The sequence below is a fragment of the Oceanobacillus chungangensis genome (genome assembly GCF_003369565.1).
Lineage (GTDB): Bacteria > Bacillota > Bacilli > Bacillales > Amphibacillaceae > Oceanobacillus > Oceanobacillus chungangensis.
Window position 1 is genome coordinate 318573 of record NZ_PIOD01000006.1, and the last position, 13080, is coordinate 331652.

Below are 13080 nucleotides of genomic sequence, written 5' to 3' on the forward strand. Positions count from 1 at the left end.
ATATCTGCACAAAAAAACTGCAGCTACAAGATAGCTGCAGGTAGGATTATTCCTTTGTCAGATTCATACTTATCTAGCAGGATGATCGCATTCATCACATATATGACCATAGCAATCTGCTTTTTCGACGATGTCTTGCCCACATACGTCGCATTTTCTTTTAGGTAGATTTTTAAAGAATTCGATAACGTTTTCCATATTCATCCCCCTTTGCAAATCTGAATTAACTGATTATTAATATTGTAATACAACAGTATTCATTTTGTCAACACTGTGTTACTACAAAAAGAAAAAAAGCAGAAGCGCCCGTTTAGCGACGTACGGACTGCGCCCCGCAGTTTGGGGTGGTTTGCTTTGTCGAACATACCTTCGTAGGAGAAAAATTAAATATGCCCCTTCACTTTAGGGGTATGTCGACGTTGGCGAATGCCAATCTTAGTCGGCCTTCCTTAAGCACCAAATCGATATTGACTTTCACCACAGGGGTATAAGTGCGACTAAGCCTCATGTGTAACCAATCGGCAAGTCTTCTTTAGATTGTCATGAGGTGAAGGAAGTCTCGCTAAGAGCACGGGCGCTGGAGCTGGACGTGGTCAACACTCGCAATAGATTTATATAGAGAGTTTTTTATACTTTACTATCTTATGAAAATAGGAGTGAGTTTATATGAAGTTAACGGTAATCGGCTATTGGGGAGGCTACCCTGCAGCAGGTGGTGCAACATCATCTTACTTATTAGAAAAGGATAATTTTTCGTTATTGATTGATGTAGGAAGTGGGTCTTTATCAGCATTGCAAAGATACAAAGCAGTTTCGGAGCTCGAAGCTGTTATCGTTTCTCATTATCATCATGACCATATTGCAGATGTTGGAGTATTACAATATGCCAGACTAGTACAGAATAATGTAACAGGAGCTGAAAAAATCCTCCCGATTTATGGTCACATGGAGGATGAGCATGGGTTCACAACATTAACCCATGATTATACAAGAGGGATTGCCTATGATCCAGAGCAATCATTAGAGGTCGGACCATTCACGATTACCTTTCTAAAAACGAAGCATCCTGTCCCTTGTTATGCAATGCGAGTAACAGATGGTGAAAATGTATTAGTGTATACAGCAGATTCGAGCTATACGGCTGATTTCATTCCTTTTGCGAAGGATGCCGATTTACTCATTACCGATTGTAATTATTATGCCGGGCTGGATGGATCGAAAGCCGGGCATATGACAAGTGAGGAAGGGGCGAGAATCGCAAATGATGCGAATGTTAAAGCGTTATTGCTTAGCCATCTACCACAATTTGGTGATGTTAACCAATTAGTCGAAGAGGCGAAACAGATTTATAATGGAAAAATAAATCTTGCTGAAATTGGATTTACTTGGAATTAATAATCAAGCTGTTTATTATATAATGTGAAATCTGAGAGATATACTTTGATTTCAATAAAGCATAGTATTAAACTACTGTATATAGAATATTAGGAGGTAATTGGCAATGAAATTTATCGATAATAGAGGCATTCTTGATCCAATGGTAAATCTAGCGATTGAGGAATACATATTAGAGAACTTTGGAGAAAAAGATACATATTTACTTTTCTATGTTAATAAACCATCAATTATTATTGGGAGAAACCAAAATACGATTGAAGAAATTAACACAGATTATGTGGAGGAAAAAGGAATTAAAGTTGTTCGACGTCTCTCTGGTGGTGGCGCTGTTTATCATGATGAACAAAATTTAAACTTCAGTTTTATTACAAAAGATGACGGGGAAAGCTTCCAAAACTTCGCTAAATTTACACAGCCAATGATTGATGCACTAAAGAGCATAGGCGTTCCAGCAGAAATGCAAGGACGTAATGACCTTGCTGTAGAAGGGCGTAAAATCTCAGGAAATGCAATGTTCTCAACAAGAGGACGTATGTTCAGTCATGGTACATTAATGCTAGACTCTGAAATTGAAGAGCTTTCGAAAGCATTAAAAGTAAATAAACTTAAAATTGAATCAAAGGGGATCAAATCTGTAAGAAGTCGTGTTGCTAATATTTCCGAATTCCTTGATGAAAAGATTGCTGTCGATCAATTTAAGGAATTAATCTTAAAACATGTCTTCAAGGTTGATAATATTCGTGATGTTCCACAATATGTATTAACGGAAGAAGATTGGCAAAATATCTATGAGATTTCTAAAAATCGTTATCAACAATGGGAATGGAACTACGGGAAATCACCATCATATAACGTCCAAGAATCTAAGAAATTCCCTGCTGGCTTAGTTGATGTTCGTTTGGATGTACAAAAGGGAGTTATCAAAAATTGTAAGATCTATGGTGACTTCTTTGGTATCGGTAATATAGCGGATTTAGAAGAAAGAATTGCTGGTGTGCGCCATGAACGTCAAGCAATTGCAGAAGCTTTAGAAGATTTTGATGTTTCTCATTATCTAGGAAAAATTACAAAAGAAGATTTTATTAACTTGCTCTATTAAAAAAGGAAGCAGCTCGCTTAGGATTGCGAGCTGTTTTTTGGCTATATGAGAGGAGTGCCAACAATTTTTCTAGTGGGCAGATCAGGGAGAGTTATCTCCTCAAAGTAGTTCACAGTTTATGTTAACAGCAACAATCAATGTTAAATTATTGTTTAAAAAAGTAAAAAATTGATAAATGCTAACTTTAATTATTTGTAAAATTTCGTTTTTTACTATCTTTTATTTGTGAATTATGATAACTTACTAATTAAGCCACGATCTTTTCATTTTATATGAAAGGATGTTCCACAATGATGATAAAAGACTTTTATACTCCGTACTATGAAGTAACACCACTAACGATGGCAATTATTGCTGAAAAGAACCAAATGGGCGATCCAATTACAAGAGTATTAGAAGAGGGGGTAGAATATTTTGTTGATTTTCCTCCTAGTAAAGTAATCGATTATGCTTGTAAGTTTTTCGGCTCCAGTCTCAGAGGTAGACAAGAAGGGACTCTGGATATATGCGGAATTACGCATAAAGCGCCAATCTCTGTGGACCCTATAAGTGGAATGTACTTTTTTCCTACAACTTCTCCGAAGAACCTTAAATGTTCATGGATTGCACATTCACACATTGATCAAATAAAAAAAACGGGAGAGAATGATACTGAATTCATTTTTAAAAATGGCAAGAGGATTATTCTTCGGGTCTCTTATGGGTCAATGTTAAACCAGCTGCAACGAACCGCACAATACCGCTTTCTGCTCGACAATCGAATTAAATATTTACAGCAGCAAAAGGCTGGGATGGTGGCAGAGCCATCACAATTAGCTCCTGAATGATTGCTTCTACCTTTTTACGGATCGAAGGATTAAAAAAGTTCTGTTTCTGTTGTCTGCCTTGACATTGAAAAAGAAACGAAGTAAAAGAATCATTTTTATTTAAGCGAATGACTTGAATATGTTGTTCCGCCATAATCCTTCGTAACTCTCTACGTTCTTTGACCGCTTCATTTACCATTTTCTCTAACAATTCCACATAAGGTTCTTTTATTTTAAATGGTCCTCCTTGAACAAGGCTAATGTCCTGTTTAATAACAACGATAGCCATGGAAAGGAATAGATACCGTGTTGCTATTTGTAGCTCCTCATCTTTAAGATACCGCATAATAATCTCCTTCTCATCAGAACGTTTGTTCCTATTTAGTTCTATTATATGATATAATCAAATAAAAATACACCAAAATAATAAAATATATATTAAGATGAAAAGAAAGTGGCGAATAATGTTATTTAAACTATGCATATTTACTTGTTTAACTTAAAATAAATGTGTAAGAATGTATAATAGATATAGAAAAAATGGAACGTTATGTAATAAGGAGCCTTAACTACATGTATTTAATGAATATTACCTTTTCGAATTGGAAAACTGTACTTGAAGATAAAGGACTAGAAGCATTTATTTTGCAATTATTAAGCCAATATGAGGGATTAGGTCCACTGCCAGGAATATTATTGCCGTTTATTGAATCATTTCTACCGTTTTTACCATTGATGGTATTTGTACTAGGAAATGCTGCTGCATATGGGTTATTGCAAGGATTTTTATTATCTTGGCTTGGTACAAGCATTGGCTCAATTTTTGTCTTCTTCATTCTTCGCAAATTAGGGCATACTAAACTGCTCTCAAAAGTACGGGAAAATAAGCAGGTTACAAGGATAACATCATGGGTAGAGCGTCGAGGATTTGGTCCGCTATTTCTTTTATTATGTTTTCCGTTCTCCCCCTCTGCCGTTATTAATGTAGTGGCCGGGCTTTCTCGGGTTAGCATCCAACAGTTCGTACTAGCGGTCTTTATGGGAAAAGCCGTAATGGTCTTTTCAATTGCATATGTTGGATCAAGTTTTATGGAGTTTGCCCAGAATCCATTGAAGACGATTATCGTAATCATTTGCGTTGTATTGTTCTGGATGTTAGGTAAATATCTTGAGAAAAGATTGCAACGAAACGCCAACGAGAAATCTTCTCCTCTTCTGGATAAGCATGAGGACAAGGATAAGGATTAAAATAATCTCCAAAGGGGTATTATGGTAACTGTATTGATGATCATAACCTAAAGGAAGATTATATGAAAAAAAATAAAATTTGGAAAATCACACTAGTCTTATTGGTCGTAGTATTTACTGTGATATCACTTCGCCCGATTCTGTTTGCAAGTTATATTGTTGATGGTAAATCCATGGAGCCGACGCTACATGATGGAAACTTACTAATGGTTAACAAAGTAATTTACAATTTGGCTGAAGCAGATCGATTTGATGTAATTGTATTCCATGCCAATAAACGGGAAGATTATGTGAAGCGTGTCATCGGTTTGCCTGGTGACCAAATCGAGTATAAAAATGATAAACTGTATATCAATGGTAAGTATATGGAAGAAGAATTTCTTAAATTTCATGCGAAAGCAAGTAATACCCGACCGTTTACTGAGAATTTTACATTAGAAGAAATTACAGGAGAAACAACAGTGCCTGATGGGCAATTGTTTGTTATGGGTGATAATCGACAGGATAGCCTGGACAGTCGTTCCTTTGGTTTCGTTTCAATAGAGCAATTGGTCGGCAAGGTCGATGCGATGTATTGGCCCATTTCCGAAATGTCGTTAGGTCTTGGTAAATGATAATAATATTCGTAGATAGACAAGTAATAGAACTTCATTCTTTGGGAGAAAGGCTTTACTCTCCATTGAATGGAGTTTCACTTTATTGGTAGTTAAGAAAGAATAAAAGCTTTCTTGACGAATAAGTGCAACTAAGGCTGTCACCGAAAGGCTAAGGATTTACCTTAGTTTTCTAAACAAATAAGAACGGGGGAATCTTTAATGGGACTCCAATTTATTATTGGGAAATCTGGTACTGGAAAAAGTGGCAGAATGTTAGACGAAATAAAAGAGAAACTAATTCAAGATCCTGCTGGCAGACCGATTTTCTATATCGTGCCTGATCAAATGACCTTTCAACAAGAATATACTTTATTTCGCGATAAGGAATTACAAGGGAGTATTCGTGGACAGGTTGTAAGCTTCTCACGACTAGCATGGCGAGTTCTGCAAGAGAGTGGTGGAGGTACGAAGCAATTTATTAGTACAGTCGGAATCCAAATGATGCTTAGGAAAATTATCGAAGAGAAACAAGGCGAATGGTTGACGTTCCAAAAAGCAATGGAAAAACAGGGGTTTTTAAAACAATTAGAAACGATGATCACCGAGTTCAAACGGTATCAGGTTACACCTGAAATAATCCATATGCAGATTGAACAGATGAAACAATTCGTACATAAAGAAGCAGGGGAAGAAGCATTAACCAGAAAACTTGAAGATTTAGTGTATATCTATGAGAAACTGGTTTATGCATTACAAGATAACTATATTGATAGTGAAGACCAATTGCAATTATTAGCAAATAGAATTCCTGAAACTCAACTGTTGGATGGTGCAGAAATATATTTTGATGGATTTCATCGGTTTACACCACAGGAACTGATTGTTGTTGAAGCATTGATGAAGAAATGTAAATCAGTAAAAATTACCTTAACATTAGATATACCACAAGAAGATGTAACAGAGCTCGATTTATTTTATCAAACAACGCAAACATACGAGACGTTACAGCAAATTGCTGCTGAGAATCAAATTGTGATGGAAGAGCCAATTGTGATGGGGACAGCGAAAGGGAAGTTTCGTGAGCGACCGTATTTCTATCATTTGGAGGAGCATTTTGATACGAGACCATCACCAGCTTATAGCGGAAAGGTGCCTATTCAAATTGCTGAAGCTGTTCATCCGCGAGCAGAAGTAGAAGGAGCGGCACAAGAGGTGATTCGTCTTGTACGTGAAGAAAATTATCGTTATCAAGATATTGCAGTTCTGATCAGACAAACAGATGTTTATCATGATTTACTTCAGACCATCTTTAGAGATCATAATATCCCAGTATTTATTGATGAAAAACGAACGATGTTAAATCATTCCTTAATAGAATTTATTCGATCTGTACTAGATATTGTAGAAGGGAATTGGCGCTATGATGCAATATTCCGAGTACTGAAGACGGGCTTTATTCCTTCCTCTGATAAAGAAAATCCATTAACAAATGATGCAATTGATGAGCTGGAAAACTATGTACTTGAATATGGAATTCGTTCCAGGGAACGCTGGAATGGCGAGCAGCAATGGAAGTTCCAACGTTTTAGAGGATTCGATCATGCAACGCAAACAACGTCAGAAAAAAATACACAAATAAGGATTAATCAATATCGCTATCAAGTCGTTCGTGCACTAAAATCCTTTGATGAGCAAATCAGACAGGCGAAGACAGTAAGAGAATTATGTGAAACGATGTATCTATTGCTGGAAACACTCGGTGTTCCTGAAAGGTTAGAGGAGATGAGGCAGCAGTTCGATGAGCAAGGTGAAATTGAAAAGGGAAGGGAACAGGAGCAAGCTTGGATTGCAGTCATTCAACTATTTGATGAAATGGTCGAGATGGCTGGCGATGAAACGATGAAGCTTGCTACATTCCGGGCAACTCTGGACGCAGGATTTGAAACGTTAAAATTCTCCCACGTTCCCCCAAGTATTGACCATGTCATTGTTGGAACGATTGACCGTTCGAGAATGAGTGAGGTGAAATGTGCCTTTTTACTCGGAGTAAATGATGGCGTTTGGCCAATGAAGCCATCAATAGATGGAATGATAAATGAATCGGAAAGAGAATTGTTAGCTGGTCAAGGTATAAAGCTTGCTGACAGCAGTAAACGACAATTACTAGATGATTGGTTTTATATGTATCTCGCGTTCACAGCTGCAGAGGACCATTTATGGGTAAGCTACCCATTGAGTGATGAAGAAGGAAAGGCGAAGATGCCGTCCCAATTAATTGGTAGATTAGAAAATTTATTTCCAAGTTGTAAGGACCATCTTTTATTACAGGACCCAGATGAATTATTCGAAGCGGATCGATTTATTACGACACCAGTAAAAACACGGGCAGCATTAACAGCTCAGCTGGCACGAAATCGAAAAGGCTATCCTGTAAAATCAATTTGGTGGCATGTTTATAATTGGTATGTCGAAAATCATGATAAAAATAGCACGACCAACCAAATTTTACAGAGTTTATATTATCAAAATATGCCGATTGATTTAGAAGAAGATACGGTAGAAGAGTTATTTCCGAAGCAGGTGAAGGCTAGTGTTAGCAGGTTAGAAACCTATTATCGCTGCTCGTATCAGCATTTTGCAAAATATAGCTTAAAATTAAATGAAAGACAGACATATAAACTAGATGCGCCAGATATTGGGATGCTCTTCCATGAGGCAATAAAAATTATTACCGAATGGATTAAAGCAGATGGAAAGGATTTCGCCCAATTAAGAAAGCAAGACACGGATCAATATGCCGAAAAAGCGGTAGTGACACTAGCACCAATTTTGCAGCATCAAATTTTACATAGCTCAAACCGTTATAAATATATCGGTAAAAAGCTTCAAGAAATTATTGCGAGGGCTGCTTATATTTTAAGTGAACAGGCGCGTCAAAGTAATTTCTCACCAGTAGGATTAGAGTTAGGATTTGGCGAAGGAGAAACGCTTCCGCCATTATCGATGCAGCTGCCAAACGGGTTTGAGCTTATGCTGCGAGGAAGAATTGACCGTGTTGATAAAGGATTAAATAATGAACAGCTTTATTTGCGAATCATTGATTATAAATCAAGTGCTAAAGGTCTAAACTTAGTTGAAGTTTATTATGGACTTGCATTACAGATGCTTGCATATTTAGATGTTGTATTATCCCATTCAGAAAAATGGCTAGGTGTAAAAGCAACACCAGCTGGGGTGCTGTACTTCCATGTGCATAACCCAATGATTTCAGGTACGCAGAAAATGAGTGAGGAATTAATCGAACAAGAGATTTTTAAGGATTACAAAATGAAAGGTCTCTTATTATCTAATGAGCAAGTCGTACAAATGATGGATACATCACTTTCAACTGGAACAAGTCAGGTTATACCTGCTGGATTCAAGAAGGATGGTGCATTTAATCATCATTCTAAGGTTGCTAGTAAAGAAACCTTTTCAAGCTTGCAGACACACATCCACCAGTTAATGATGCAAGCAGGAGTCGATATGACTGCAGGTGGGGTTCACTTAAATCCTTATCAGCATAAGCAACATGTAGCTTGTACGCATTGCCCTTTTCATTCTGTTTGTCAATTTGATCCTCTATTAGAGGAGAATAATTACAGGAAGCTACAGGATATGAAGGATGATGAGATTTTAGAGAAATTAAGCAAGGAGGTTGAATCAGATGGTTAATTGGACAAAGGAGCAGGAGGAGGCAATCTATTCGGATGGACAAGATATTCTCGTTGCAGCGGCAGCTGGGTCAGGGAAAACAGCTGTATTAGTAGAGCGAATCATCCAGAAACTGCTAAATAAGGAAAATCCTGTTGATATAGATTCGCTGCTTGTTGTAACGTTTACAAATGCTGCAGCACAGGAAATGCGCAATCGTGTTGGAATTGCGTTAGAAGAAGCACTTGCACAAAACCCAACCTCCAATCATTTAAAAAAGCAGTTGTCCTTATTACAGCGTGCATCCATTTCAACCTTGCATTCATTTTGTTTAGACGTAGTAAGACAATATGCTTATTTACTTGATATTGATCCCGCCTTTCGCATCGCAAATGATATGGAAATTGATTTGATCAAACAAGAGGTAATTGATGATTTATTTGAAGCGTGGTATGGCAAAGAAGGAGAAGAACAGGAGAATTTTTTCTCAGTTGTAGACCGGTTTTCAAGTGATCGTAGCGACCTAGATGTGGAGAAGGTATTGTTGGATCTCTATACATTTTCGGTTCAAAATCCGTGGCCAGAAGAATGGCTTGATGGTTTAGCAAGTAACTATGAGATTCCGGAAAATTTCGTTGAAACGGAATTAACATGGCTAAATCTGATAAAGCGTGAGGTTAATAGTCAATTAGAAGCGATTAAACAAGAGATGCAGCAGGCATTAGCATTAACGCTAGAAGTCGATGGACCATATCAATATACCGAAGCAATTGAAGCGGATCTTAATCAATTATATGAGGCAATGAATTATGTAGATAACTGGGACGATTTACAAGTATTTATTACCTCTAGCAAGTTTGTTACGTTATCAAGGAAGAAACAAGAATGCGATGAAACGAAGAAAGAAAAAGTGAAAAAGATTCGGGACAGCTATAAGAAGCGCTGGAATAATATGAAGGACAGTTGGTTTAATCGTAACCTGGGTAGTCATGTGGAAGATATGCGTGAGCTTTCACCAGTCATTGGACATCTAACAGAATTAGTAAAGCAATTCAAAGAGAAGTTTCAGGAGTTAAAAAAGGAAAAGGCAATCGTCGACTTCTCCGATTTAGAGCATTTTTGCTTACAATTATTACTAGGGGAACCAGAATCATCTAATGCAGATGGTCATATCCCATCTAATGTTGCGATTCAATATAAGAAGCAATTCAGTGAAGTATTGATCGATGAATATCAGGATACAAACCTTGTCCAAGAGACGATTTTATCGTTAATAAGTGATCAGGATGGTCCCGGGAATCGATTTATGGTAGGGGATGTGAAGCAAAGTATTTATCGTTTCCGTCATGCGGAGCCATCGTTGTTTATTCAGAAATATAAACGATTTGCTGAGGAAGATAGTAATGGAAAACGAATTGACTTGGCAAGTAATTTCCGAAGCAGGGAGCAGGTTTTGATTGGTGCAAATTATATTTTTAGACAAATATTGAATGAGGAATTAGGCGATATCAATTATGATCAGAACGCAGAATTAATCTATGGCAATAAAATGTATGATGCATTAGAGTTTCTAGAACCCTCTCCAGAGCTGTTCATTATTGATCGTGAGGACCAAGAAGATCAAGCAGATATGTCTGTTGATGAAGAGAACTTTAAGGACTTAGAGAGGGCACAGTTAGAGGCACGGGCATATGCGGAAAAGATTAAATCGTGGATTGGGTTAACGGACGACAGTACTCCTTTACAAGTGTTTGATAAGGGGGCTGGCATACAACGTGATATTCAATATCGGGACATCGTCATTCTAATGCGGTCAATGACATGGGCACCAACCATTGTCGAGGAGCTTAAGAAGCAGGGAATACCAGTTTATGCAGAGCTTCAGGCAGGATATTTTGAGGCAATTGAAGTGCAAGTCATGATTAGTCTGTTAAAAACAATTGATAATCCGAGACAAGATATTCCACTTGCATCGGTATTAAAATCGCCGATCGTTGGCTTAAATGAGGATGAGCTTACGAAGATACGACTAGCAGACCGTTCCAACACATATTATGACGCCTTAAAAAAGTACAAACAGCTGAATACGAATGAAACAGCAGAAAAAGTTACGAAATTTCTGGAGCAATTACATGCATTCCGAATGGCTTCAAGACAGGGGGCGCTGTCTGAGTTAATTTGGGATATTTACCGACAGACCGGCTATTATGATTTTGTTGGTGGGATTCCAGGTGGACGCCAACGACAAGCCAATTTACGTGCACTCTATGATAGAGCAAGAGGCTATGAAGCTACATCCTTCCGCGGACTATTCCGTTTCTTAAGATTTATCGAACGGATGGAAGAACGAGGGGATGATCTTGGGGCAGCACGAGCATTAAGTGAACAGGAAGATGTTGTTCGCATTATGACAATTCATAAGAGTAAAGGTTTAGAATTTCCTGTTGTGATTGTTGGCGCAATGGATAAAGAGTTTAATTTCAGAGACTTAAGTCAAAAATATCTGTTACATAAAGATTTAGGCTTTGCAAGTAAGTATATCGATCCTGTAAAACGAATTACTTATCCAACATTGTTTTATCATGCGTTAAAGGAAGAGAAGAAACGTGAGCTATTAGCTGAAGAAATGCGAGTATTATACGTAGCATTGACAAGGGCTAAAGAGAAGCTAGTCATGATTGGCAGTGTTGCCTCGTATGAGGCGAAGCGAGAAAGATGGCAGAAGGTGGTTCACCACGATGAATGGGTCCTGCCAGCATATTATCGAAAGGAATCAAAGACTTATTTGGATTGGGTTGGTCCCGCATTGATTCGACATGAATCAAGCGCTGAATTAAGAACCGAGGAAATCGATATAGATTTGGCAGAAGCAATTCAACGAGATCCATCGAGATGGCAGGTTTCCGTAATTCATGCTAGTGAATTAACCAATCTCGAGGAACAGAATATTGAATCTGATTTACAACTGCGTGAAAAGATTATCAACTGGCAACCGGTAGAAATAATGGATGAAGTATTGGAAGAAGAAGTGAAGGAACGATTATCCTATCAATACCCATATGAACAAGCAGTAAAAGCACGTGTGAAACAATCGGTTACAGAAATAAAACGACAGCAAGAAATAATGGATGACTATAGTGGTGATTTAATCACTAAAAAGTTTAGGGCACCAATTGTCAAACGACCAAACTTTATGCAAAAGGAAAAAATAATTACTGCTGCAGAAAAAGGAACGGCAATGCATACGGTTATGCAGCATTTACCGATAAAAAAGCAATTAAGTGGTCAAGAAATTGCGCAATTCTTGGAAGTTCTAGTTGAAAGAGAAATTTTGACAAGAATGGAAGCAGAGGTTATTGATATTACAGCAATTGAGCAATTTTTTGAAACAGACATCGCGCAATATATTATGAAAGATGTGTCTAGTGTTTATCGTGAAGTGCCATTCAGCTTAACATTACCTGCAAGTGAAGTATATGCTTCCTGGACTAATGAAATGGATGAAAAAGTATTAGTTCAAGGTATCATTGATTGTCTCATACCGAAAGACGATGGCTGGATCATTCTAGATTATAAAACTGATGCAATTAATGAGGATGTCACAGACACTGTAAGAGAAAAGTTAGCGAGTCGCTATAAAGTTCAAATGAAATTATACAAACATGCGATAGAGCAAATATGGAAGCAACCAGTAAGGGAGACTTATTTATATTTCTTTTCCAAACAGTTGATTATTAAAGTAGAAAATTAAGGTTTGGCCAAGTTATTGGATGACTGCCTTAGTTGCAGTTATTAGATAAGAAGGTTTTTAGTTTTTCTTAACCACAAAAAGAGACTATCTTATGGAAATGTGATTTGTTCGCATAACTCATGAGATAGTCTCTTTATATTTAGATTGGTCGTGTCCAGCTCCACCGCCCCCATCAAGGAGGCTTTTCTAAACATGTGGGTTGTGGTACGTGTAAATAGGCGCTCGATCTTTTGTTCTTAAGCATTTGCAGTATTGTTCTGATCGTTCACATCAGGATCGAATGGATTAGTCGAACTGAATCCAGTATTCGTAGTCATGAAATCACCTGTATTTAAAGACCCAGAGCCAGTATTCGTTTTTGAGTTGCTTTTTGGAGATAAATAGAACGAATCGCCAAAATTAATGACCCCACCAGTAACACTATTTATTTTAATTGGTCCGACGATAGATGGCATTCTGTTCACCTTCTTGAACGTGTCTTCATTTTTT

10 protein-coding genes are annotated in these 13080 nt (G+C 37.5%); 7 read left to right on the forward strand and 3 right to left on the reverse strand.

The window, feature by feature from the left end; translation table 11 throughout:
• Positions 1 to 69 precede the first annotated feature (69 nt).
• Positions 70 to 198, reverse strand: coding sequence for a protein YhfH (gene yhfH / locus CWR45_RS07635; RefSeq protein ID WP_115749264.1), 129 nt, complete (start codon positions 196 to 198; stop codon positions 70 to 72).
• Positions 199 to 666: 468 nt separating this feature from the next.
• Between yhfH and CWR45_RS07640 the strand changes: the two genes are divergently transcribed.
• The 3 genes from CWR45_RS07640 to CWR45_RS07650 all read left to right on the forward strand — a co-directional run bounded on the left by CWR45_RS07640 (position 667) and on the right by CWR45_RS07650 (position 3324).
• Positions 667 to 1395, forward strand: coding sequence for an MBL fold metallo-hydrolase (locus CWR45_RS07640; protein WP_115749265.1), 729 nt, complete (start codon positions 667 to 669; stop codon positions 1393 to 1395).
• A gap of 106 nt (positions 1396 to 1501) precedes the next feature.
• The gene (gene lplA / locus CWR45_RS07645; protein ID WP_115749266.1) at positions 1502 to 2497 is read left to right on the forward strand and encodes a lipoate--protein ligase; all 996 of its coding nucleotides are present in this window, start codon (positions 1502 to 1504) and stop codon (positions 2495 to 2497) included.
• Between the two features lie 290 nt (positions 2498 to 2787).
• On the forward strand, positions 2788 to 3324 hold the full coding sequence (locus CWR45_RS07650; RefSeq protein WP_245975375.1) for a competence protein ComK: 537 nt from the start codon (positions 2788 to 2790) through the stop codon (positions 3322 to 3324).
• On the opposite strand, the gene CWR45_RS07655 is transcribed toward CWR45_RS07650, so the two are convergent.
• The gene (locus CWR45_RS07655; protein ID WP_115749267.1) at positions 3260 to 3649 is read right to left on the reverse strand and encodes a YhjD family protein; all 390 of its coding nucleotides are present in this window, start codon (positions 3647 to 3649) and stop codon (positions 3260 to 3262) included. The genes CWR45_RS07650 and CWR45_RS07655 overlap by 65 nt on opposite strands.
• Before the next feature lie 227 nt (positions 3650 to 3876).
• On the opposite strand from CWR45_RS07655, the gene CWR45_RS07660 reads away from it, so the two are divergent.
• The 4 genes from CWR45_RS07660 to addA all read left to right on the forward strand — a co-directional run bounded on the left by CWR45_RS07660 (position 3877) and on the right by addA (position 12591).
• On the forward strand, positions 3877 to 4551 hold the full coding sequence (locus CWR45_RS07660) for a TVP38/TMEM64 family protein (protein WP_115749268.1): 675 nt from the start codon (positions 3877 to 3879) through the stop codon (positions 4549 to 4551).
• A 62-nt stretch (positions 4552 to 4613) separates the two neighbouring features.
• On the forward strand, positions 4614 to 5165 hold the full coding sequence (lepB, locus tag CWR45_RS07665; RefSeq protein ID WP_115749269.1) for a signal peptidase I: 552 nt from the start codon (positions 4614 to 4616) through the stop codon (positions 5163 to 5165).
• Positions 5166 to 5366: 201 nt separating this feature from the next.
• Positions 5367 to 8861: a helicase-exonuclease AddAB subunit AddB gene (gene addB / locus CWR45_RS07670; protein ID WP_115749270.1), complete on the forward strand. Its 3495-nt coding sequence runs from the start codon at positions 5367 to 5369 to the stop codon at positions 8859 to 8861.
• Positions 8854 to 12591, forward strand: coding sequence for a helicase-exonuclease AddAB subunit AddA (addA, locus tag CWR45_RS07675; RefSeq protein WP_115749271.1), 3738 nt, complete (start codon positions 8854 to 8856; stop codon positions 12589 to 12591). Before addB ends, addA begins: the two co-directional genes overlap by 8 nt.
• Before the next feature lie 236 nt (positions 12592 to 12827).
• Here addA and CWR45_RS07680 read toward each other — a convergent pair whose 3' ends face one another.
• On the reverse strand, positions 12828 to 13046 hold the full coding sequence (locus CWR45_RS07680) for a spore germination protein (RefSeq protein ID WP_115749272.1): 219 nt from the start codon (positions 13044 to 13046) through the stop codon (positions 12828 to 12830).
• Positions 13047 to 13080: the final 34 nt, after the last annotated feature.